21 protein-coding genes are annotated in these 22,414 nt (G+C 45.3%); 15 read left to right on the top strand and 6 right to left on the bottom strand.

The features are described from left to right. Nucleotides 1-159 precede the first annotated feature (159 nt). The 7 genes from ACUM5Y_RS00490 (at nt 160) to ACUM5Y_RS00460 (ending at nt 8,907) form a co-directional block, all read left to right on the top strand. On the top strand, nt 160-2,511 hold the full coding sequence (locus ACUM5Y_RS00490; RefSeq protein ID WP_445974887.1) for a bifunctional diguanylate cyclase/phosphodiesterase: 2,352 nt from the start codon (nt 160-162) through the stop codon (nt 2,509-2,511). 39 nt (nt 2,512-2,550) lie between these two features. Further along, entirely contained in the window at nt 2,551-3,141 is a 591-nt protein-coding gene (locus ACUM5Y_RS00485; RefSeq protein ID WP_445974886.1) for an acyl carrier protein phosphodiesterase, read from the top strand. Nucleotides 3,142-3,268: 127 nt separating this feature from the next. Further along, nucleotides 3,269-4,264, top strand: coding sequence for a ribosome biogenesis GTPase YlqF (gene ylqF, locus ACUM5Y_RS00480; RefSeq protein WP_445974885.1), 996 nt, complete (start codon nt 3,269-3,271; stop codon nt 4,262-4,264). A gap of 11 nt (nt 4,265-4,275) precedes the next feature. Beyond that, nucleotides 4,276-4,656: a YacL family protein gene (locus ACUM5Y_RS00475; protein ID WP_445974884.1), complete on the top strand. Its 381-nt coding sequence runs from the start codon at nt 4,276-4,278 to the stop codon at nt 4,654-4,656. Nucleotides 4,657-4,723: 67 nt separating this feature from the next. Further along, the gene (locus ACUM5Y_RS00470) at nt 4,724-5,332 is read left to right on the top strand and encodes a hypothetical protein (protein WP_445974883.1); all 609 of its coding nucleotides are present in this window, start codon (nt 4,724-4,726) and stop codon (nt 5,330-5,332) included. A 121-nt stretch (nt 5,333-5,453) separates the two neighbouring features. Continuing rightward, the gene (locus tag ACUM5Y_RS00465) at nt 5,454-7,802 is read left to right on the top strand and encodes a fatty acid cis/trans isomerase (RefSeq protein ID WP_445974882.1); all 2,349 of its coding nucleotides are present in this window, start codon (nt 5,454-5,456) and stop codon (nt 7,800-7,802) included. A 106-nt stretch (nt 7,803-7,908) separates the two neighbouring features. Continuing rightward, entirely contained in the window at nt 7,909-8,907 is a 999-nt protein-coding gene (locus ACUM5Y_RS00460; RefSeq protein ID WP_445974881.1) for an LLM class flavin-dependent oxidoreductase, read from the top strand. 10 nt (nt 8,908-8,917) lie between these two features. Here ACUM5Y_RS00460 and ACUM5Y_RS00455 read toward each other — a convergent pair whose 3' ends face one another. Beyond that, a complete protein-coding gene (locus ACUM5Y_RS00455) occupies nt 8,918-9,838 on the bottom strand; it encodes a lysophospholipid acyltransferase family protein (RefSeq protein ID WP_445974880.1) in 921 nt (306 codons plus the stop codon). Further along, nucleotides 9,831-10,541, bottom strand: a complete 711-nt coding sequence (locus tag ACUM5Y_RS00450) for a 3-deoxy-D-manno-octulosonic acid kinase (RefSeq protein ID WP_445974879.1) — start codon at nt 10,539-10,541, stop codon at nt 9,831-9,833. Before ACUM5Y_RS00450 ends, ACUM5Y_RS00455 begins: the two co-directional genes overlap by 8 nt. 106 nt (nt 10,542-10,647) lie before the next feature. On the opposite strand from ACUM5Y_RS00450, the gene ACUM5Y_RS00445 reads away from it, so the two are divergent. Continuing rightward, entirely contained in the window at nt 10,648-11,658 is a 1,011-nt protein-coding gene (locus ACUM5Y_RS00445) for a glycosyltransferase family 9 protein (protein WP_445974878.1), read from the top strand. Here the strand turns inward: ACUM5Y_RS00445 and ACUM5Y_RS00440 are convergent. Further along, nucleotides 11,655-12,611, bottom strand: coding sequence for a methylenetetrahydrofolate reductase (locus ACUM5Y_RS00440; RefSeq protein WP_445974877.1), 957 nt, complete (start codon nt 12,609-12,611; stop codon nt 11,655-11,657). The two genes, ACUM5Y_RS00445 and ACUM5Y_RS00440, sit on opposite strands and share 4 nt — an antisense overlap. A gap of 172 nt (nt 12,612-12,783) precedes the next feature. On the opposite strand from ACUM5Y_RS00440, the gene ACUM5Y_RS00435 reads away from it, so the two are divergent. The 4 genes from ACUM5Y_RS00435 (at nt 12,784) to ppnP (ending at nt 16,138) form a co-directional block, all read left to right on the top strand. Further along, a complete protein-coding gene (locus ACUM5Y_RS00435; protein WP_445974876.1) occupies nt 12,784-13,329 on the top strand; it encodes a DUF1285 domain-containing protein in 546 nt (181 codons plus the stop codon). A gap of 122 nt (nt 13,330-13,451) precedes the next feature. After that, entirely contained in the window at nt 13,452-14,795 is a 1,344-nt protein-coding gene (locus ACUM5Y_RS00430; protein WP_445974875.1) for a DEAD/DEAH box helicase, read from the top strand. A gap of 63 nt (nt 14,796-14,858) precedes the next feature. After that, entirely contained in the window at nt 14,859-15,788 is a 930-nt protein-coding gene (gcvA, locus tag ACUM5Y_RS00425; protein WP_445975660.1) for a transcriptional regulator GcvA, read from the top strand. Nucleotides 15,789-15,847: 59 nt separating this feature from the next. Next, nucleotides 15,848-16,138 carry a pyrimidine/purine nucleoside phosphorylase gene (gene ppnP / locus ACUM5Y_RS00420; RefSeq protein WP_445974874.1) on the top strand — a complete coding sequence of 97 codons (291 nt, stop codon included), beginning with the start codon at nt 15,848-15,850 and terminating at the stop codon, nt 16,136-16,138. A 70-nt stretch (nt 16,139-16,208) separates the two neighbouring features. On the opposite strand, the gene ACUM5Y_RS00415 is transcribed toward ppnP, so the two are convergent. Both ACUM5Y_RS00415 and gloB read right to left on the bottom strand, forming a co-directional pair. Beyond that, nucleotides 16,209-17,879, bottom strand: a complete 1,671-nt coding sequence (locus ACUM5Y_RS00415) for a lytic transglycosylase (protein WP_445974873.1) — start codon at nt 17,877-17,879, stop codon at nt 16,209-16,211. Between the two features lie 53 nt (nt 17,880-17,932). After that, nucleotides 17,933-18,706 carry a hydroxyacylglutathione hydrolase gene (gene gloB, locus ACUM5Y_RS00410; protein ID WP_445974872.1) on the bottom strand — a complete coding sequence of 258 codons (774 nt, stop codon included), beginning with the start codon at nt 18,704-18,706 and terminating at the stop codon, nt 17,933-17,935. 89 nt (nt 18,707-18,795) lie between these two features. On the opposite strand from gloB, the gene ACUM5Y_RS00405 reads away from it, so the two are divergent. Genes ACUM5Y_RS00405 through dnaQ form a run of 3 tightly spaced genes read left to right on the top strand, consistent with a single transcriptional unit; the run spans nt 18,796 to nt 20,686 of the window. Then, nucleotides 18,796-19,536, top strand: coding sequence for a class I SAM-dependent methyltransferase (locus ACUM5Y_RS00405; protein WP_445974871.1), 741 nt, complete (start codon nt 18,796-18,798; stop codon nt 19,534-19,536). Continuing rightward, nucleotides 19,533-19,976, top strand: coding sequence for a ribonuclease HI (gene rnhA, locus ACUM5Y_RS00400; RefSeq protein WP_445974870.1), 444 nt, complete (start codon nt 19,533-19,535; stop codon nt 19,974-19,976). Before ACUM5Y_RS00405 ends, rnhA begins: the two co-directional genes overlap by 4 nt. Beyond that, nucleotides 19,973-20,686, top strand: a complete 714-nt coding sequence (dnaQ, locus tag ACUM5Y_RS00395) for a DNA polymerase III subunit epsilon (protein ID WP_445974869.1) — start codon at nt 19,973-19,975, stop codon at nt 20,684-20,686. The genes rnhA and dnaQ overlap by 4 nt, the downstream gene beginning before the upstream one ends. Before the next feature lie 78 nt (nt 20,687-20,764). On the opposite strand, the gene nhaB is transcribed toward dnaQ, so the two are convergent. Further along, nucleotides 20,765-22,267, bottom strand: coding sequence for a sodium/proton antiporter NhaB (gene nhaB / locus ACUM5Y_RS00390; RefSeq protein ID WP_445974868.1), 1,503 nt, complete (start codon nt 22,265-22,267; stop codon nt 20,765-20,767). Nucleotides 22,268-22,414: the final 147 nt, after the last annotated feature.

The following is a 22,414-nucleotide window of genomic DNA, read 5'->3' as shown; positions in this document are numbered from 1 at the left end:
TGTTCATAGGATACCAGAAATATGACTATTAAGTTGTTTTTTGTATAGCTCTAGGGGCGGCTTTTACACATACTTTCACCTTACAATCGAGCGCAGATAGGATTTTGTTGCTACTATATTACGCAATTTCCTTCCTAAGAGAGTTTTAAACGGTGACGCATGCCTTGGTTTACTAATCATTTAAAAAATAACAAAGCGTCAGTACTCGTTTTTATCGTCGTTTTCCTGTTTGCTGTGGCGGCTTCCATGACACTTTATGAGCAAGAAAAGCGAAGTGTTTTGCATCAGCAGGCGAGTCATAACCAGATGTTTGCCGAAAAAATCCAGCAGGTTTTACTTAACCATGGTGCCAATGTTTCGGCGGCAGCTGCGCTTATGCAAAGTTACCATAATGACGTAACGGCCAAAGATTTTGCGGATTTTAGCAAGCATTTAAAAAGCTCAATGAGTCCAGGCTTTAATCTTTTATTTGCTCGATTTGTGCCTGAAAATGACTTAAGAAATTTTGAAACCCAGCAAAAGATACGATCTAACAATCCGAATTTTCAAGTGCATCCGATGGGTAAACGTGATGAATATTTACCCTTGATTTATAGCTACCCACAAGTGTCATCTTACGGTTACGATCTCTTTCAAGTCGCTTTAGATACCCTTGCTATTGATATCAATGATGATAAGAAAATGCATTTTTTATATTTGCCATCATCTCAGGTAGCGGTTCTACAAGGTGCTGCCCCCAAGTCACCTTATGACGAAATCTTTATTCGTCAGGTCGTCTACGATTATGACCAGACCGGCGGGTCTCAAGATCGAAGAAAAGTGTCTTTATACGGAGTGGCGGGAGCACACCTGACAATTGCGTCTTTATTGGAACAATCGGCCTTTCAAGAACGATCAAATTTGCATTACCGTTTAGCGGATATTACGAATACGGCCCGCTCGCCATTGTGGTTAAAGGACTCGGCTGAGTCCGATGTGTTTTGGCGGAATGCAAATTTTGATCAGCTGAATATTGAATTTGCAGGTCGTACTTTTCGACTCGATAGTGCGTTTAAACTACATACCAGTCATTACATGAACTGGGCATTAATCCTGTTACCCTTTATTGGCTTTTTGGTGCTTGCTGTCGTGCTAGCAGATTACTTGCGCCGTTTATCCAACATTTATCTTGGCGCTTTAAATTCTCTAAATCAGCATATTAAGGTTGATAAACTTACGGGGTTAAATAGTCGCAGTCAGGTGCAAGTGGCTTTAAATGAGATGATTCGACAATGTCGCAAAGATGCTCATAAAGTGGCTGTGTTACTTTTGGATTTAGATCACTTCAAAACCATTAATGATGCCTTTGGCCATGAAGTGGGGGATAAGTTGCTGATCAAGGTTGCTCAGCGCCTTGGCGTAACATTACCCGATAACACACTCTTAGGTCGCCTTGGAGGGGATGAGTTTTTAGCCGCATTGGTCATTCCTACTAAGCAATTTGAGTCTCAGTTGCCGGCCATTTTGCAAGAGACCATTCGTCAACTTAGCCAAAGCTACTTTGTTGATAATCGTACTCTAAATATAGGTTGCTCCATTGGCGTCGCGTTATACCCAGCCTATGGTTTGAACTCTGAAACCCTAATTAAAAATGCCGACATGGCGGTCAGTAAGGCCAAAGCAAAAGGCCGTGCGACTTATCATTTTTATGATGGCGAGATGGGTAAGCGACTAGCGCGTAATGTGTTAATCGAGACGCGACTCAGAAAGGCCATTGAAGAAAATCAATTACAACTTTTGTTCCAACCAAAAGTCGACTTACAAACGGAAGTTTGTGTTGGTATGGAAGCTTTGCTGCGTTGGCAGGATGATGAGCTTGGCACAGTCTCACCCGCTGAATTTGTTCCCATTGCGGAGCAAACTGGGATCATTTTGCCCTTAGGCAAGTGGGTGTTTGAAGAAGCCTTTCGCCATATGCTGGCTTGGCAGGAGCAGGGTATAAGAGTTCCTCCTGTGGCCATTAACTGCTCGGCGGAACAGTTACGTCGACCAGACTTTTTAGCGCAGCTATTGTCGCTTTTAGATGACTACAAAATTGATCCAAGCTTATTGGAAATCGAAGTAACTGAATCCATCTTAATTGAAGATGCCGAGAGTTGTGCCAACCTATTGCGTCAAGTCAGTCGTTTAGGGGTTAAGTTAGCCATTGATGATTTTGGTACGGGGTATTCAAGCCTAAGTTATCTAAAAGACTTGCCGTTCCATTATGTGAAAATAGACCAAGTCTTTATTCATGATCTCATTGAAGATTGTGATCATGCGGCTTTGACCCGAGCCATTATTAGCTTGAGCCACGACCTGAATTTAAAAGTCATTGCCGAGGGCATTACCAATGTCGAGCAGCTGGCGAGATTGCGAGAATACGGTTGTGATATTGGGCAAGGCTTTTTATTCAGCAAAGCCATTCAAGGTGGAGACATGTCCACGTCATCATTGAAATTGCTCTCCATTGCACCCATTTATGATCAATAACGGTGTTTTAACGCCTTCAATAACTAGGCCATCGCTTTAATGAATTATTTTGCCCATCTGCACATTGCCTCTATTACCCAAACTTCTTGGGCGGGCAATTTGTTAGGCGATTTTGCTGTTGATGTACAAAGTTTAGACGCTGACTTATGGGAAGGATGGAACTTACACCAACAAGTTGATGTGATGGTGGATAAACATCCTGCTAGCTTGCAGTATCGTCAAATGCCCAGAAAAGGGCGCAGGCGTTTTGCTGGCATAGTACAAGATATTGTGATGGATTATTGGTTAATACAGTATTGGTCACGATTCAGCTCAACTGATTTAGAGGTCTTTTGTGAGCGAGCTGTTCAGGAGTTGGCGGCTGACCAAGCAAGATGCCCGAAACGATTACAATCCATGATCGACTCTTTATTGCTAAATAATTGGTTAGGGAATTTAGGGACACTGCAAGGGGTAGAAAATGCCTTGCATTCCATCATGAGGCGCTGGAAACATGGGGCACACTTGCAAGACTTTGTGGATGAGTTGCCTGCTGTGATTGAACAGGGCGAAGCGCCATTTTTGGCTCTCTATCCAGATTTACTGGCTTTTGTCGCACAAACCCAAGATAACAAGCTGACGGCAAAATAGTAATTTTTAAACTATTCTTTAACGCGTTATTCCGGTGTTTATCCCGTTATTTTCAATATCTTAGGGCGCAACTTGTGCTAGAATTCGCAACCGCAAAATTTTATAGCTAATTAAGAGGGGTGTTAGGGTGAGCGTTCAGTGGTATCCAGGACACATGAACAAGGCGCGTCGCGAGATAGAAGAAGTGATGACGCAAGTGGATATTGTTATTGAAGTATTGGATGCGCGTATTCCAGACTCCAGCCAAAATCCTATGTTGAATACCTTACGTGGTGAGGTGCCTGTTCTTAGATTGCTGAATAAAAAAGACCTAGCCGATAAAACTCGCCTTAACTTGTGGTTAGACCATTGGCGTGGCAGTGAAACCGTATTGGCTCATCCTTTCTCGACTCAAGATAAAGCTGATGTCAATAAAGTCAGCCAGTGGGTTGCGCAAATGGTGCCTCATCGAGGCACAGCGGAAAAACCCATTCGTGCCATGATCGCGGGTATCCCCAATGTTGGCAAATCCAGCTTGATGAATGCTTTGTTAGGGCGACGTGTTGCCAAAGTGGGCAATGAGCCTGCGGTGACCAAAGCGCAACAAAAGCTAAAAGTGACGAACGGTTTTCAATTGTTGGACACACCGGGCATTTTATGGCCAAAAATTGAAAACCCAGATGCCAGCTACCGTCTTGCCGTCACTGGTGCGGTGCGCGATACCGCCATTGATTACGAAGATGTGGCGCTAGTTGGCCTAAAGTTCTTTATGGCGGATTACCTAGATGCCTTGGTCACTCGCTACAAGCTGAAAACTGTAGACGCAGATGCCTACGAAGTGCTTAAAGTGATTGGCTCTAAACGGGGCGCATTACGTTCCGGTGGTAAGGTGGATATGCACAAAGCCGCAGAAGTGTTTTTAAGCGATGTGCGCACTGGGGCCATTGGTCCATATGTGATGGAAACCCCCGAAATGATCGCCCGTGAAGAAATATTGGTGGAAGAGGCGAAAGCCTTGAAAGAAGCTAAACGCTTGGCAAAATTAGCCGCGGCGGTGCCACAGCGTCAGCAACAACAAAACCGTGAATATCGTCATGATCAATCACAACCGCAACAAACCGATAAACAAGATGACAATCAGTGAGGATCTAGGTCATGGATTATGAAATAGCCTTTGATCAAGAAGAAAATAATTACCGCATTTACACGGGTTATGAATTCGCCGCCATTGGTGAATGGGTAACTGAATACGTGCGTGATCTAGAAAATATCCAGCGTGTTTTGGCCGCTGCACGTTTGGCCGAAAGTGAAAAAGAGGGCACCAGTTTCGTACATGGTCCTTTTGATGTTGTGATCAGCGAAGAAGGCGTTTCAGTATCCCGTAAAGTGGATATGGAATCTGCTGAAGAAGAGATAAAAGCCATGTTTGATTCACAAGATAGCTTTTATCAAACGTCCACGGAAGGTATTCAAGCTGAATGTGGTCTAGAAGATTTAATTAATATGATAGAAAACTGGCACGAAGTGCTGCAATAGTTGTTCCTTGTGCTAGCTGGGTTTACACTAGCGCCTGTTATTCTTTTTATGCTTTTAGGGAGCCGATATGCTCATCGAATTGGAAAAAGCCCGTACTCGAAATAATGTTGTCCGAATTTTTCGTGAAGAGTTGGACGGACCAGACAGCTGGACTGATGGCTTTGTTGTGGACGCCAATGAGGAAATGGTCCTGCTCCAATTAGTAGATGATGGTGTTCATATTAATGGTTACCAAATTCTATTTTTAGAAGATATCAGTGATTTTGCTCACCCTGCGCCATTTAATGATTTCCAGAAAAAAGTGTTGGCCCTGCGTGACGAAGAAGTCATTGACCCTGAAGTGGATCTTGATGACCTTGCGGTACTCTTAATCGACATTAGTGAAGAATACGGTTTGGTGACCTTGCACCGTGAAGAGGTTGAACCTGATAGTTGTGAAATCGGCCGTGTATTAAAAGCCGATGCCGTCACTTATGAGCTAGAAGAAATCGGTTCTGATGCTCGTTGGTTTGATGAAACCTTTGAGTACGACCTTTACGATATTACGCGCATTGAATTTGGTGGCGCTTACGAAGAGGCGCTTATCCTTGCCAATGAAGACATGGGAGAAGACGCTTACGAGCTGTCGGAAGAATACCCTGAAGATTTAGATGCCCAAACTGATCTAGACAGATAATTCAGAGTTTGCCCTATCTAAAAACGCCCGTATGGGCGTTTTTTGTTTTTGGGGCGGTATTTTTATATAGTTAATTCATTATTACTCATAGGCAGTTGATTGCCTCGAAAGGGATTGCATTATGCGCAAGTGGCTGTCTATTGTCGGAATGTTGGTGTTATTGTCGGGTTGTGCCTTGTTTGCCAACCAGCAGTTAAGTCAAAACTACGGTAACGAAAGTGTAGAAAACCGCGTCACGCTAACCGATGCCCAAGACGATGCATTTTACTATGAGCAAGTGAAACCCATTTTAGATAACCGCTGTGTGTCTTGCCATGCTTGTTATGATGCTCCCTGCCAACTCAAACTGACAGCGCCTGCTGGTATCGAGCGTGGTGGCTCGAAAGATCTGGTTTACGATGGTACTAGGCTTTTGGCCTCTACGCCTTCGCGTTTGTTTGTGGATGGTAAAAGCACAGAGGAGTGGCGCAAAAAAGGCTTTCACCCCGTCCTCAATGAAAGATCCCAGTCGCCTGCCGCAAACCTTAATAACAGTGTCTTATACCGAGCGATCGCTCTGCGTCAAAAACAAGGCAAGTTTGAAGAACCTCTTTTGGATGATGATTACGATGTGTCCTTGTATCGGGACCAGCAATGCTCCAGCGCCGAAGAATTTTCCGATTATGAAAGGGATCATCCTAAGTGGGGAATGCCTTATGGTTTGCCAGCGTTAAGTACCGAAGAGTACAACACCTTAACCCGTTGGTTAGCAACGGGCGGCAAGATGCCCAAAGCACAGCCTTTGCCAGAGAATTTACAACAAGCCGTTGAGTTGTGGGAGTCTCGATTAAATGGCGACTCGCTTAAAGATCAACTCATTTCACGTTACATCTATGAGCACTTGTATCTGTATAGCTTGTACTTGGATGGCGGGGAAGACTTCCGCTTTAAACTGGTTCGTTCTAAAACCCCTCCGGGCACACCGATTGATCGTATTGCTACGCGCCGCCCTTACGATAACCCAAAGGTTTCGCGAGTGTATTATCGTTTGTGGTCTGACCCTGAGGTAAAGGTACAGAAAAACCATATACCTATGCAGCTGGATGAAGCCCGATTTGCTCGCTGGCAAGCGTATTTTTACAGCACAGATTATGAGGTCACAACATGGCCTGGCTATGACCCAGAAGTGTCCACCAATCCATTCCGTGCTTTTAAGCAGATCCCTGCGGGGGCTCGCTATCAGTTCCTATTGGATCATGCCCAAAACACCATAATGTCCTTTATAAAAGGCCCTGTTTGTCGTGGTCAGGTGGCGGTAAATGTTATCAATGAGCATTTTTGGGTGTACTTTGTTGACCCAGATACGGCTTATAACGATAGCGTAGCGGCTTTTCTAGAGAATCAGGTGCAACACTTGGATATGCCGGCTGAGAGTTCCAGTAATACCCTAGGTTTAGCTGCTTGGATTACTTTCTCTGAGCAACAAAAATCCTATTTGTCCGCTAAAGCTAAGCTAGTTGAGGACGCAACCGCTAAAGGCTTCCCAATTGACCTCAATTTGGTGTGGGATGGTTATCAGGTGAATGATAATGCTGCGCTCACTATTTTTAGACACTTTGATAACGCATCGGTAGTGAAGGGGATGGTAGGGCAAGCGCCTAAAACCGCTTGGCTAATCGATTACCCCTTGTTAGAGCGCATTCATTATTTGCTGGTGGCAGGGTTTGACGTGTATGGCAATGTGGGGCATCAGTTAGTGACACGCCTCTACATGGACTTTCTGCGAATGGAAGGTGAAGCGAACTTCTTGTTCTTGCTGCCTCAGGAAGAGCGCAAACCCATTCGTCAATATTGGTATCGTGATGCCAAGCAAAGAATTAAAGATTACATCTTTGCCGACTACATTAATATTAAGGCGCAAACGCAAATAGCTTACCAAACCGATGATCACCAAGGGGAGTTGTACGCTAAGTTACAGCAATATTTGCGGCCTGTTTTGGATCATCAACATGAGCTGAGTACTGGGCCTTTGTCACAGACGGATGTTGCTGCATTAGTTTCTTTGCAGGAGCTAGAAGGGCAGGGTTTACAATATCTTCCGAATAACTTTGTTGTGTTGGTGACCGAGCAAGGTGAGCCTCTTGAGGTGATCAGTGTGATACACAATAAAGCTCACTCTAATGTGTCCAGTTTATTGGATGAAGCTTCCGCGCGATTACCAGAAGAAGACAGTGTCACCATGGTAAGAGGGGTGTTAGGTGATTATCCAAATGCCCTTATGCAAGTTGAGCAAAGTGAGCTGCAAGCCTGGGTAGAGCAATTTAAACAACTGCAAACTTTGGCGGACTATCAAGCCCTCATCGACAGTTATGGTATTAGAAGAACCCACCCAAATTTTTGGCGCGTAAGTGATGCGATTGCCAAACTGAATGCAGAGAAACGCCCAAGAGCTAGTGGTATCTTGGACTATAATCGCCTAGAAAATCGTTAGTGTTTAGGTAATGTATGATTGCCTAATGCTTGCTTAATTCACGCCTTGTTTCTTGTAAAAGATACCCAACATACAGGGTATCTTTTACGTTTGCAGGAAGTTAACCATGTTACCCATTTCACTGTTGGATTTGGCGCCCATCGCAGAAGGTGCCTCTGTTGCTGAGGCTTTGCAAATGAGCCGACAAATGGCACAGGCCGCTGAAGCACATGGCTATCATAGATACTGGCTAGCAGAACATCATGGTATGGCAGCTGTGGCCAGTTCGGCAACGGCTGTGCTCTTGTCCCATATTGGTCAGGCCACCCAAAGCATACGCATTGGTTCGGGTGGTATTATGTTGCCTAACCATTCGCCTTTAATCATTGCTGAGCAGTTTGGCACTCTAGCCGAGCTTTACCCAAATCGAGTTGATCTTGGACTTGGGCGAGCGCCCGGTACAGATATGCTTACCGCAAGAGCATTGCGTCGTAATATGGATGTGGCGGTAGAACAATACCCAGAAGATGTTCGAGAGTTGCAAAGACTGTTGGGGGATGAGCAAACAGGATCATTGCGAGCGGTGCCCGGAGTCAATACCAAAGTGCCGATATGGATGCTGGGTTCCAGCTTATACAGCGCGCAAGTGGCGGCGCAATTTGGTTTACCGTACTCTTTTGCCTCTCACTTTGCCCCAGACCAATTGCTGCAAGCACTAACCGTGTATCGTCGAAACTTCTCGCCATCTGCTGAGTTGTCAGCACCTCATACCATGGCTGGCGTCATGGTGGTTGTGGCGGATACGGACGAAGAGGCGCAATATCTTTTTACTTCGGCTCAACAACAGTTTATGAATTTACGACGAGATCGAAATCGTGCCTTTCCACCGCCAGTGGATACTATGGATGGGCTGTGGTCGCCCAGTGAAAAGCACATGGTAGAGCATATGTTGCAATACGCCATGGTGGGCTCGCCTGCCTCAGTGGCATTCAAACTATCGCGTTTTGTGGCACAAACTCAGGTGGATGAATTGATTGTTTCTATGCCTATTCATGACTCTCAAGCTAGGTTGAAGTCTGTGGCCTTAATGGCACAAGTAACACAGAGTTTACAGCAAGGCGTTTAAACTCTATGGCCTAGTAAGGTGAAGGATCGCCTTTTTCCACTTGTGTTTTAAAGCGACGGTGGGACCAAAAATATTGCTCTTTTTTTGGTGCAATCACTTCTTCCATCAACTGATTCATTCTGGTGGCATTTTCCACATCATCAGCGGTTGGGAAGTTAGGCACTTCGCGAAACACTAAATGATAGCCTGTGGGTGTGCGACCATAATCGTAAAGGACGACCGGTGCATTGGTCATTTTAGCGATACGGCCAATGTGGGCGATGGTTGCGCATTCACGTCCGTAAAACGGCGCGAAAACAGAATCCTGTCGACCATAATCCTGATCCACCGCATACCAAACTGGCTTGTTCTTTTTAAGGGATTTAAGCACTTCACGCATGTTGCTGCGTTCAATGGTTTTGGAAAAAATCGCCTTACGTTGGCGTTCCATAACCCAATTCATCACAGGGTTTCGTTGCAGCTTATAGATGGGGTGAGCGTCTACAAAGCGTGGTACTTGGCCTCCGCAAAGGTCCAATGAGGAAAAATGACCGCTGATTAAAACGCAACCTCGGCCTCTGGAGAGCACATCGTCAATGACGTCTTGTCCTTCCATTGTGGTGCGGGAGGCAAAGCGTTCGTTGTCTTGAAACCATGAGGCAAACATCTCGAAAATGCCTTTCCCCATGCTCTCAAAATGCGCTTTAGTGAGTTTTTTGCGGGCCGCTTTGTCCATTTCAGGAAAGCAAATCTGAAAGTTCACATCACAGATATGGCGGCGTCTCGGAGCTGCGTAATAAAGACCAAGGCCAAGATACTTGCCGAAAATCTGCATGAGTGTCCAAGGCAAGAAACTAAATAGGTAGGCAACGCCCATAAAGAGCCACGAAGGCCAGTGCTGCGGGGCAATAAAGTCACGTAACTTTTTATCTAGTGTGCTGGATTTAGCCACGGTATCCCTCCAAAAAGGCTTGCCATTGTGTTTGGCTGACTGAAAATTGTGGGTGTTTAGCCGTTTCTTTGTTGAGAGATCTTTCTAAACGTGCGATGTTTTCTTGCATCCATTGTTCTGTGATTGGACGCTGTTGGCATTTATCAAAATCGATAACCCATATTTTATTTTCTTTATCTATCATAATGTTATGACAATTAAGATCAGAGTGGTAGATGCCATTTTGATGAAATTTGTGAATCACTTGACCCAAATTGAACCAATCAACCGAGTCGCTTTTACCAGCCTTTAAAACTTCAAATAAATCTTGAGCATTAGGAATCACCTGAGTGATGAGTTTTGCTCGATAAAAGCCACAGCTTCGCTCCACCAAGCCCCCAATGGGCTTGGGCACAGGTAAGCCTAACTCCTGCATGGTTTGTAGTAAGTGGAGCTCCTGCCATGGGCGAGTATGTTGTAAGCCAGTATATAAAAAGAACTGTCGATTAAACTTGGCAATTAACCCGCCGCGACGGTAATGACGTATTACAAAATCGCCATGTTTATTGTGAATAAACCATACCGCCCCGCGACCAAAGCCTGTGCCTTTGAGGGCATTTTGCTGCTGCCAGTAGTTTGCATCGAACCAATTTGCGTCTACAGGTAGATTCGGGTCACAAGTTAATAACTGGGTTTGGGCAGAAAGAGAAACAGATTCGGGCATTATTCTCGCTTAATCGTATTAAGAAATGAGGCAGGATAAAATTGCACACTTTATCATGTCGCTATTCTATAATAATCCCCGAATTTAAACAGCCTTTGAGAAAAAGATGCCAGAAGAAGAGCCATTGCGCATTATGATCGTCCGTTTATCCGCCCTTGGGGATGTTTGCCATGCTATGGCGGTGGTGCAAGCCATTATGCAACGTCATCCTAATGCTCAGGTAACTTGGCTGACCTCACCTCTAGAAGCCAAATTGGTGCGTTTGCTCCCAGGTGTGGAAGTGATCGAATATGACAAGCGCAGTGGTTTTAAAGGCATGTTTGCCATAAAGCGTGCTTTGCGAGAACGTTATTTTGATATTTTGCTGCACTTGCAATGGTCTTTACGGGCAAGTGTGCTCACACGTATGGTAAAGGCTGGCAGACGAGTTGGCTTTGCTCGTGCTCAGTCCCGAGAAAAACAGCATTGGTTTGTCAATGAATTAGCGCCCCTGGCGCAAGGCGAACATGTATTGGATTCCTTTATGGCTCAAGCAAGTGTACTGGATGTGAGCGAACCAAGTTTACCCTGTGAGCTTAACTTACCGCCATTGCCTAAAGAGCTTTCAGTCCCTTATGTGGTGATAAACCCTAGTGCGTCTAAAGCAGAGCGTAATTGGACGGTAGCGGGTTATCAGGCGGTGTTGGGATACTTGAGTGAAAAAGGAGTCACAGCGGTGCTAACGGGCGGCCCTTCAGAACAAGAGCAGCAATTTGCGCAACAAATACTGGAAGGTATATCGACTGATGTCGTTAATTTGGTGGGCAAAACCCCGTTGGACAAGATGCTTAGTGTGTTGAAACAGGCTCGCCTTGTGGTATCACCCGATACAGGTCCTGCGCACATGGCGACTCTTGTGGGGACACCCGTACTCGGTCTTTATGCCCATTCTAATCCTGCACGAACAGGGCCTTATAAAAACCTTGATCAAGTGGTGAGCGTATATCAAAAATTGGCTGAGAAAGAATATCAGAAAAGTGTTGCAGAACTGCCATGGTCAGCGCGCGTGCATGACCCTAAGGCCATGCAGTTTATTCAGATAGAGTCTGTGCTCGTGCGCCTTGAGAGCATGCTTTAGATCAAAGCTTGCTCGGCAAGTTTAAGGTCCAGCGTGGCTTTTAGCAGTTTATAAAGCTGGATAGACGCATCAATCTCTTCTTTGCGGTTCGTTAAACTTTCAATGTTTAACCCCAGTGGCACGCCAAGTGGCAAAGCGGTTTCAATGATTTGCTCAAGGGCGTTGCGGCAAATCTTAATGGATTCTGCCAGCGGTGCTTCTGCATCAAGAATACGATGCTTGGTCGCGTCAGGAACGGAAATGCCCAACCACTCCATGAATTCTAAGGTTTTCGCACTGCCACAAGGGGTAAAGGTCAGAATGATGCGTTTTGGTTTTTCGCCACGATCACGACAAGTACGAGCGTAACGGCTGATTAAATCTGCTGTGGCTTGATGATTGTAAACCGCTTGAGAAACGAAGAAGTCACAACCTGATGCCGATTTTTTCAACAGGCGTAAGTGTTCATCACCTTTCACCGCGTGACGCTCAGCAATGGTCACACCGCCTAGGTTAAAGTCATGTTCGTTGTCGGCCAAAGTGTTGTAGGCTTTTGGTAGTGGTAGTTTGATATCACCTTGGGAAGAAGGTGACCCAACCAGCACTAAATCTTTAATGCCATACTCATTCCAAGCTTCATTAAGCCAAGCGGTAAAGGCTTCTGAACTACGAGAGGAAACAGATTTATAGGTAATAACAGGCTTACCGGAAGCACTGTTTAATCGCTGGGACCAAGCTCTTGGGTCATGAGTTTCCATGAAAGGGAAAGGGCGAGGTTTATCGATACGGCTGCTTTCATCTTGGATATCGTAAACGATCAAACCATCTACTTCTAAGTCTTCAAGTCGTGCTAGTAATTTACCGCTGATTTCGATAAGTTGCTCTTCTTGTGTGGTCGATTTTGGTGGTGTGCTACCAATAAAATAGACACCGCGGCCGGGATCTTGGAACTTATCTGCTAGTTGCGATTTCATTGTCTGTTCTCTACATTACAGCGAGAGAGCGATGTATGGCTCAATCTCGATTAGGTTTATTTGATGAGGAAAGTATATCAGTGAACCGAATTCAAGATCACTCTAATAAACATGAATAATATAGATGTTTGAGTGAGGGCAATTAATTTATTCCAGAAGAGTAGCCAGGCTAATGCCAAATATTGACTTAAATACCCTAGCAGCGGAGCAAGACGCCCCTTTGCCGCCAGTTCACACTTGGCAGCCTGACTTTTGTGGCGATATGGATATGTTGATCAAAAGTAACGGAGATTGGATTCATGAAGGGCAAAAAATTCAGCGCCCAGCCATGGTGAAAATGTTTAGCCGAATTTTGTGGCAGGAAAATAACCAGCATTTTTTAGTGACTCCGGTGGAGAAAGTTCGCATTCAAGTAGAAGATGCGCCTTTTTTAATCACTTCTTGGGAAAGCGCTGAGAGTGAAGAAGGCAGAGTGATCGTCTTTACCTCCATGACAGGTGATGTGTGCGTTTTAGGGGCGGATTGCGATCTTTGGCTAGAGGGTTTTAATGGGGAAGAGCGCCCTTATATCAATATGCGCTATGGCATGAAAGGCTTGATTGGTCGTAATGTTTTTTATGATTTAGCTAATCATTTAGTACCAGTTAATACTGCTGAAGGCAGCGGTATGGGGCTGATCAGTGGCACAAAGCAATATTTGCTTGTATCTGACTCATAAGGCGACGATAAAAGCACCATTACCCCTATAGGAAACACGCTTTCTTAGGCAAGGCTGGGGTATAATGTCCCCATTGAACGTACTCAAACGTACGTATGTTTTGTTATTTAAGGGGTAAGTCGTTGTTATTCGAAGAATTTGGTTTTGATAATCGTATTTTAAAGTCCATTGGGCATCTTGGGTTTGAACAGGCAACTGAGATTCAATCCCGAGCGATTCCTGAGGCCATGTCTGGCCGGGACTTATTGGCATCGTCTAAAACCGGTTCGGGGAAAACACTCGCTTACTTACTGCCTGCTTTGCATAGGGTGTTTAAAAAGCGCGCCTTGTCGAAACGAGACCCACGTGTGGTCATCCTTGTTCCTACTCGTGAATTGGCAAAACAGGTTTACAGCCAACTGCGTTTGTTGCTGGCAGGAACGCGACTAAACTCCACCTTGATTCAAGGGGGAGAAAACTTCAATGATCAGCTTAAACAGCTGCAGAAAGATCCACACTTTATTGTCGCGACCCCAGGCCGTTTGGTTGACCATCTTAAGCAGCGAAATGTTTTCCTAGAAGGTTTGGAGCTATTAATTCTCGACGAAGCGGACCGTATGCTGGATTTGGGCTTTGCTCCTGCCATGCGAGCGATTAATCAGGCGGCCAATCATAGATTACGTCAAACGCTGTTTTTCTCGGCGACCCTAGATAACACAGAAGTCAATGAGATTGCAGATGAGTTATTGAAAGAGCCTAGCCGTGTCGCAGTTGGGCAGGGCTTCGATGAGCACCAAGACATTGAACAACATGTCTACCTTTGTGACCACCTAGATCATAAAGAGGCTTTGCTTAAGCACTTTTTAGCCGCTGAAAGCATCAAGCAAGCCATTGTGTTTACGGCCACTAAGCTAGATACCGTACGCTTGGCGGAAAGCATTCAAGAGTGGGGACTAACCACCCAAGCTTTGAATGGTGACTTGTCGCAAAGTGCCCGTAATAAGGCCATGGAAAGCTTCGCGAAAGGTCAGTACCAAGTTTTGGTTTGTACCGATGTGGCCTCCAGAGGTTTGGATATTGTCAATGTTTCCCATGTGTTTAACTTTGATTTGCCAAAACAAGCGGAAGAGTTTATTCACCGTACCGGTCGTACGGGCCGTGCTGGTTTTAAAGGGGATGCTTATTCTTTAGTAGGGCCGAAAGATTGGCAAAACTTTAAAGCCATCGAGAACTTTTTGCAGCGTAAATTCGAGTTTCAACAAGTGGATGGTTTAGAGCCGAAATTTAAAGGCTTAGCGCCTGAGAAAAAGAAAAAGCCTAAGTTTGCCCCTAAAAATGTTAAGCCTGTGGTGAAGAAAACTAAGCAAGCCCCTCGTAAAGGCAAGGCCAAAGCAAGTTTCCATGAAACTGAACAACAAGGTTTTGATGCCTTTAAATTACCCCCTCGTCGCTTTGATAAAAAGCCACTGACTGATGACGAAGACTAGGCGCTAAGAGCGTTTAGTAGATAAATGAGTAAGGAAGATTGACAAGTAGGGTCGTTACAAGCTATTCATCAATCTTTCTTATCTATTGGAGATAGGCTTATTAATCGTTTACCGCCATTAAATTCTCTGAAGTGTTTTGAGTCGGCTGCGCGCCATGGCAGCTTTAATAAAGCTGCTCAAGAACTTTCAGTGACCCCCTCAGCGATTAGTCACCAGATTAAAGGTCTGGAAAGCTTTCTTGGTATCGAACTATTTCGCCGAACAAAGCGAAAAGTTGTATTAACCGAGGCGGGTGAATTTTATCTTGGCCCTATTCGCAATATTTTTGAGCAACTGGAAAGCGCCACCGCAGAGCTGAAGAGCAAGCAACAAATTGGTTCCTTGCGCTTATCTGTGCCGCCAGCATTCTTAACCCGCTGGTTGATGCCTAGAATGGAGCGTTTCCAAAGCCGTTACCCTGATATTCAAATTGAAATTAGCTCTTCTATGGGGGTGATTGATTTTGAAGCTGGGGACATTGATATGGCGGTGTACTTTGGTAATGACGACTGGCAAGGGGTCGACACCCATTATTTACGTCCAGCAAGGCTCGCACCTGTCTGTAACCCTAAGTTAATCAAGTCCGAGCAACCCATAGAAAAGCCAGAAGATATGCGCTTTTACCCCTTATTGCACGTGACTAAGCGAAAAGATGAGTGGCACGATTGGCTGCAACAGCATGATCTGGACCCAAAATTATTCCGTCGAGGCTTAATGTTTTCCAGTGGCTCGTTAACCGCTGGGGCAGCGGCACAAGGCTTGGGTATTTCCTTAGCGGACCCTGAATTGGTGGAGCCTGAAATTGAAGCTGGCACCTTAAAAGTTCTGTTTGATGAGCACTTGATCACCGACCGATCTTTTTATTTAGTATACGAGCGTCGCCGTGCGGTGAGCCCTGCTATGTCAGCGTTCAAAGAGTGGATTATTGAAGAAATGGCCGGTAGCAGCAAATAGCTGAGCGCGCGGCTTAACCCTGTAAATGTTTTTTAACCCCCTGTATAGAGATCGAATGAATGAGTGAAGCATTACAAGTAAACAGCTATTTTAATGATCAAGTGAAATCTATTGCCCTAAACAATGCAGAGGGTGTGTCTACCCTAGGGGTAATGGCGGTAGGCGAGTATGAGTTTGGCACCAGCCAAAAAGAGTACATGACAGTGGTTTCTGGCTCTCTAACTGTTAAGTTACCCGGTCAAGATGACTGGCAGACGTTCAGCAAACAAGAAACCTTTATTGTGGACGCGAATCAAAGCTTTGAAGTGAAGGTAACAGAAATGACTGCTTACCTATGTCGCTACGAATAATAGCGAAATTGCCACAAAAAAGGGTCGATAGCATCGACCCTTTTTTGTGCTTTGGAGAATGGTGTGTGGCTTAGCCGCCCACCACGTTCACTAATAGCGTGACCTTGTCTCCAGGTTGTACGTATTTTTTACTGCCAACCAAAGGGTTCCATTTGCGAATATCGCTCACGGACACCTTGAACTTCTGGGCTACCTTGCCAAGAGAGTCACCTGATCTTAGGGTATAAACCACTTTCTTCACCACACTGCGTTGGCTGGTGTTGACTTGTTTTTTCGGGGTTAACCAGACCACAAGTTTTTTACCCGGCATTAACGGATCACCTAAGCCCATGCTATTCCAGCGGGCAAGAGTCTTACTGTCTGTGTCATATTTGTTGGCAATCAACCAAAGGCTTTCGCCGGATTTCACAATGTGATTGATCTTGATGCGGTTCGAGCTAGGCGCACGAGATTGCTTGGCTAAAAGACGCTGATGAGAGCTTAAGGTGTAGCTTTCAATCTTATTACCAGCGACCGGGATCATGAGCTCCTGACCCACACGAATCAAAGTAGAAGACATTTTGTTTACGTCTTGCAGAACATTGACTGTGGTGTTGTGGTTCTTAGCAACCAATAGCAGGTTGTCGCCAGCTTTGACTGTATATCTTACCCAGGTAACGCGATCTTGAGCGGGAATTTCAGCAAGCTTGGTACGAAACTGTTTGGCTTTACTGGTTGGCATCAACAAACGGTGCGGACCTTCTGGTGACGTTGCCCATTGGTTGAAGCCTGGGTTGAGAAGGTAAACCTCATCAATGCTGATGTCGGCCATTTCTGCTGCTTGCGCAAGGTCTAGCTGACCACCGATATTCACCACCTCAAAATAAGGTTTGTTAGCAATGAAGTAGGTTTCATAATTGTACTTAGCGGGCTCTTTGATGATTTTTGCTAAGGCAATTAGCTTAGGCACATAAGCTCGAGTTTCCGCGGGTAAGTCTAGAGACCAAAAATCCGTCGGTTTATTGGCCTTCTTATTTTTGCGGATCGCACGCATCACCGTGCCTTCACCTGAGTTGTAAGAAGCCAATGCATGCAGCCAGTTACCATCGAACATCTTGTTAAGGCGCGTTAAATAAGCAATGGCCGCTTGAGTAGAACCAATGATGTCACGACGACCATCGTACCACCAAGTTTGATCTAGTCCATACATTTGCCCTGTAGAGGGGATGAATTGCCAAGGGCCGGAGGCACGACCATGGCTATAGCCAAATGGGTCAAAGCCACTTTCTACAATAGGAAGTAGGGCAATTTCGGTCGGTAAACCGGCTTTTTCCAATTCCGTTACTATGTAGTGAAGGTAACGTTCGCCACGTTTTGACACTCTGTCTAGGTAGGACAGGTGAGAGCTGTACCAGCGTAATTGAGAGGATAATCTAGGCTTATCGTAATCTAGGTTGAGTTGATAGCCGGCGCGTATTCTTTCCCATAGATCTTCAGGTGCCTTTGGCTTCGGGGCGACAACAACTTCGGGTTCGATGGCTTCATCGACAGATTCTACGGCTTCGTCTGAGCTAAGGTCTGTTTCAGCTTGGCTGATTGGCTCAACACTGTCGATAAGCCCAGATGCTTCGTCTTCAACCTCAAGGACTTCAGCTTCTTCAAGAGATGTTGAGTCATCATTTTGAGTCTTCGATGGACTAAGGGCCTGACAGCCGCTTAGTAGTAGGCTCAATAATAGTGCCCAAATTAACTTGTTAGTCATGAAATCCACATTTTTAATTAAGTCGGGACATTTTAAAGGTGTCATTCCTGAGGTCAACTAAAAGTATCTTTTGCTCTTCTCACCTGAGCAAAGGCCTCAATAGACGTGGTAGCGGGTGTCTCATTTAATTGCTTAGCTGCTCGCATAACGATTGAATTTAGGTGGGATCGCATGAAAGGGTTACTGGCTTTTTCGAGAGCGATATTGCTTGGTAATGTAATGGCTTGTTTTTCACGCAAGGCTTGGCAAACTTGGTTTTCTGTAATTAGAGTTTCATTTTCAGGATCTAGGGACAAAGCAAAACGATAATTCGCCAAGGTGTATTCGTGGGTGCAATACACTAAAGTGTGATCGGGCAACTGTTTTAATCTGTCCATAGCATTGAGCATTTGTTCTGGGGTGCCTTCCATCAGGCGTCCACAACCGCCTTTAAATAGGGTGTCGCCACTGAGCAAGATAGGTGTTTCTGCGTCTGAAAAGTAACAAATATGGTCTAGTGTGTGGGCTGGGGTTTCTAGAGCCCTATATTGACGGCCATAGATCTCGATTATGTCGTCCTGTTCCACACCACGGGTGATCAAATGGCTCAGGTGTTTTGGGCCAATGACTTGGCAGTCAAAGGTTTGCTTGAGCTTTTGTACACCACCCGTGTGATCCTTGTGGTGATGTGTAATCAAAATACCTTCGAGATTCTTTTGCTGGGATTGGCAAAAATTGAGCACCACCTTGGCGTCTCCAGGGTCGACCGCCCAAATACCTGAGCTATCTTTGTCCTCAATTATCCATATATAATTGTCATGAAAAGCGGCTAATGGAATAAGAGTCATGCTGAACCTGTAAGGGTGTGTTAAGGGGTCTAGAATTGGCTTGGAAAAATAATAAAGTCACCAAACCATGGTAAAAGAGAACTCATTGTATGTTGGATGATCAAGCAAGACAATTTTTTCAAAAATGGTACGACAGCGATTTGGGAGCGCAGCTTAAACAGCAAGAAACCGCCCAAATTGAAAGTGAGCTGGATAATGCGGTGGGGTATTACCTTATCGTGCAGTCGCCCATCAAAGATTTGTCTTTCCACAACCATCGTATTCGTGAGCAGATTATTGTTGCCCCCGATATCGAATTTGGCACACCCAGTCATGGGGTGATTGCCAAGGCCAATGAATTGCCCTTTGAGTCCGACGGGGTTGATTTACACGTATTGCACCATACATTGGACTTATCATTAACGCCCCATGATGATCTGCGTGAAGCGGCCAGAACCCTATTGCCTAGTGGCAAATTAGTGGTGGTTGGTTTTAATCCATGGAGCTTTTGGGGCGTAAGACGGCTTTTTTCTAAGCGTGTTAAAGCCCCTTGGTGTGGGCGCTTCATTGCCCATAAGCGGTTGGAAGATTGGCTCAAGGTCGCAGGACTTACCTTAGAAAAAAAAGTTTTTTTGCATTATTCACCGCCTGTACAAAACCCAAAATGGTATCAGCGTTGTCAGTGGCTAGACAGGTTGCTAAAACCATTGAAATTGCCTTTTAGTGGCGTCTATGTACTGACAGCCACCAAACAAGTAAGGCATTTTATCCCAATAAAACCTCGTTGGTCTGGGGCTCGTGTTCGAGTACCACATTTAACGAAACCAACAGCAAAAGAGATGAAACATTGAAAAACGTTGTAATGTACACAGATGGCGCTTGTAAAGGTAACCCAGGCATTGGTGGTTGGGGGGCTTGGTTGACCTTTGGTGAGCACGAAAAACGCCTGTGTGGTGGAGAATTAGAAACCACGAACAACCGTATGGAGTTATTAGGGGCAATCGAAGGCTTACGAGCCCTAAAAGAACCCTGCCAAGTCACCCTTTACACCGACTCTTCTTATGTACAAAAAGGCATTACGGAATGGTTGGCGGGTTGGAAGAAAAAGGGTTGGAAAACGGCTTCAAAGCAACCAGTGAAAAACAAAGATTTATGGCAAGCGCTAGATGAGCAGTGCCAGAACCACGAAGTGACGTGGAAATGGGTGAAAGGTCATGCTGGTATTGAAGGCAACGAAATCGCCGACCAATTGGCCAATCAGGGGATTGATGAATTAAGGGCTAAATCATGAGACAGGTTGTACTGGATACCGAAACCACAGGTATCGATCCCAAACAGGGGCATCGCATTATCGAGATCGGTTGTGTGGAAATGATTGACCGTAAACTGACTAAGCGTCACTTTCATGTGTACATCAACCCAGATAGGGAAGTGGAAGAAGAGGCGTTTCGCGTTCACGGTATTAGCAATGAATTTCTTGCGGATAAACCCCGTTTCCATGAAATAGCCCAAGAGTTTTTCGATTTTATTAAAGGGGCTGAACTCATTATTCACAACGCTCCATTTGATATTGGCTTTATGGATCATGAGTTTGCCAAGCTTGGTGGCTTCCCGAAAACCGCTGAGGTTTGTGGGGTATTTGACAGCCTAGTATTTGCTCGCAAGAAGCACCCAGGCCAGAAAAACAATCTAGACATACTGTGTAAACGATACGGTATTGATAACTCCCACCGTGAATTGCACGGGGCCCTATTGGACTCCGAAATTTTAGCGGATGTTTACCTATTAATGACGGGTGGGCAAACCAACCTTGGTTTGAGCAGCCATTCCGACTCAGGTTCTGGAGAAGAAGAAAGCGCTGGCGAAATTCGCCGCCTGTCTGCGGACAGACCCATGCTTAAAGTGATACGCGCCAGTGATGATGAACTTAAGATGCATGAAGAGCGTTTGGACCTTATTGATAAAAAATCGGGTCAGTCCTTGTGGCGTATTAAACACTAAAGTGTTCGGTAGAAAATAAAAAACCTCACTTCAAAATCTGAAGTGAGGTTTTTTCGTTTTATGGGTGTTTAACGCCAGTTATAGGAAGTAAAACACGCACAAACCGCCGACAAGGCTAAGCACGATTGTGTACGGCAGAGCCATCCACACCATCTTACCGTAGGATAATCTTAGTAATGGTGCGATCGCCGAGGTCAGCAAGAACAGGAACGCTGCTTGCCCGTTAGGGGTTGCCACACTGGGTAAGTTAGTGCCGGTGTTAATGGCCACCGCTAGGGTGTTGAAGTGTTCACGGCTAATAGTGCCTGCATCTAAAGCTGCCTTCACTTCACTGATGTAAACCGTTGCCACGAAAACGTTATCACTGATGGCAGAAAGCACACCATTGGCGATAAAGAACATGATCGGCTGTGAGTGAGTGGGCATGTTCAGCACCACATCAATGATGGGCTGGAACAAATGCTGCTCATGGATAACCGACACGACAGTGAAAAACACCACGAGCAATGCGGTAAAAGGCAGAGCTTCTTCAAATGCATGGCCAATTTGATGCTCTTCTGTGACCCCGTTAAAGGATGTCAGCAAGACAATCACCATAAGACCGACCAAGCCAACTTCTGCCACGTGGAAAGCCAGAGAGAGTACCAAGACAACCGCCACAAGCCCTTGAATAATCAATTTGGCCTTGTGTTTATTGGTGCTGCGCTTGGATTCTTCTTCTTCAAAGTTTTTCAAAATGTTGCGCACATTTTCTGGCAATACCGCACCGTAATCAAACAGCTTGGTTTTTTCTAGAAAAACCACAGTGGTTAAGCCACAAAAGAAGACCGGCACAGAGACTGGTGCAACGTGTAGGAAAAACTCAGCAAAGTCCCAACCTGCAATCTTAGCGATCAAAAGGTTTTGTGGTTCGCCTACCAAGGTAGCAACGCCTCCAAGGGCGGTACCCACAGCGCCGTGCATCAGCAGGCTACGCAAGAAAGAGCGAAATTGAGCGAGGTCTTCTTGGTTGACGGGGAGGATCTTATCGTCGACCACATGATTGTGTTTCTTCTCAGCGGATTGGCCAGAAGCGACTTTGTGATAAACCGAGTAAAACCCGACACTGACACTGATCAGCACCGCGGTTACGGTTAATGCGTCTAGAAAGGCAGAAAGAATGGCGGCCGCAAAGCTAAACACTAAGGAAATAGCCACTTTGGAGCGAATCTTAACCAGCAATTTATTGAAGATAAACAACAGCATATCTTTCATAAAATAAATGCCGGCGACCATGAACATCAGCAATAGAATCACGTCAATATTATGGACAACTTCCTTGTACACACCATCCGAGTTGGTTAGTCCTAATAAAACCGCTTCTATTGCAATGAGTCCACCGGGTAAAAGAGGGTAGCATTTGAGCGCCATACCGAGGGTGAAGATAAACTCGATAATTAATAACCAGCCCGTTACAAAAGGGCCTAACACGGCCAATAAGATAGGGTTAACGATTAAGAATATGATGACGGCTTGCTTGTACCATAGAGGTGATGAGCCTAGAAAGTTATTGCTAAAGGCTCTTGAAAGGTTGGTGTGCATTGATAGTTCCTTGTTAAGAAAGGCTAATTTGAAACTTTACGAAAAATTTAATCTTCCGATAATAAGTGATAAACCTCTCAGTATCTACCGAGTTTGTTGTGCTAAGCGCTTGCTATTTGCTGTGTGTGTCCCCATATCATGGTTAAC

The organism is Marinomonas dokdonensis, assembly GCF_052747885.1.
The sequence above is the reverse complement of the archived record's forward strand: the minus strand, read 5'-3'. Positions and strand labels throughout refer to the sequence as shown.

What these genes read in the sequence shown, in the direction of transcription:
- ACUM5Y_RS00405 (WP_445974871.1), top strand. Translation starts at nt 18,796, where the DNA reads ATGTTGGATGATCAAGCAAGACAATTTTTTCAAAAATGGTACGACAGC.
- ACUM5Y_RS00465 (WP_445974882.1), top strand. Translation starts at nt 5,454, where the DNA reads ATGCGCAAGTGGCTGTCTATTGTCGGAATGTTGGTGTTATTGTCGGGT.
- ACUM5Y_RS00460 (WP_445974881.1), top strand. Translation starts at nt 7,909, where the DNA reads ATGTTACCCATTTCACTGTTGGATTTGGCGCCCATCGCAGAAGGTGCC.
- ACUM5Y_RS00485 (WP_445974886.1), top strand. Translation starts at nt 2,551, where the DNA reads ATGAATTATTTTGCCCATCTGCACATTGCCTCTATTACCCAAACTTCT.
- ACUM5Y_RS00440 (WP_445974877.1), bottom strand. Translation starts at nt 12,611, where the DNA reads ATGAAATCGCAACTAGCAGATAAGTTCCAAGATCCCGGCCGCGGTGTC.
- ACUM5Y_RS00450 (WP_445974879.1), bottom strand. Translation starts at nt 10,541, where the DNA reads ATGCCCGAATCTGTTTCTCTTTCTGCCCAAACCCAGTTATTAACTTGT.
- ACUM5Y_RS00445 (WP_445974878.1), top strand. Translation starts at nt 10,648, where the DNA reads ATGCCAGAAGAAGAGCCATTGCGCATTATGATCGTCCGTTTATCCGCC.
- dnaQ (WP_445974869.1), top strand. Translation starts at nt 19,973, where the DNA reads ATGAGACAGGTTGTACTGGATACCGAAACCACAGGTATCGATCCCAAA.
- ACUM5Y_RS00490 (WP_445974887.1), top strand. Translation starts at nt 160, where the DNA reads ATGCCTTGGTTTACTAATCATTTAAAAAATAACAAAGCGTCAGTACTC.
- ACUM5Y_RS00475 (WP_445974884.1), top strand. Translation starts at nt 4,276, where the DNA reads ATGGATTATGAAATAGCCTTTGATCAAGAAGAAAATAATTACCGCATT.
- ACUM5Y_RS00415 (WP_445974873.1), bottom strand. Translation starts at nt 17,879, where the DNA reads ATGACTAACAAGTTAATTTGGGCACTATTATTGAGCCTACTACTAAGC.
- nhaB (WP_445974868.1), bottom strand. Translation starts at nt 22,267, where the DNA reads ATGCACACCAACCTTTCAAGAGCCTTTAGCAATAACTTTCTAGGCTCA.
- gloB (WP_445974872.1), bottom strand. Translation starts at nt 18,706, where the DNA reads ATGACTCTTATTCCATTAGCCGCTTTTCATGACAATTATATATGGATA.
- ppnP (WP_445974874.1), top strand. Translation starts at nt 15,848, where the DNA reads ATGAGTGAAGCATTACAAGTAAACAGCTATTTTAATGATCAAGTGAAA.
- ACUM5Y_RS00435 (WP_445974876.1), top strand. Translation starts at nt 12,784, where the DNA reads ATGCCAAATATTGACTTAAATACCCTAGCAGCGGAGCAAGACGCCCCT.
- ACUM5Y_RS00470 (WP_445974883.1), top strand. Translation starts at nt 4,724, where the DNA reads ATGCTCATCGAATTGGAAAAAGCCCGTACTCGAAATAATGTTGTCCGA.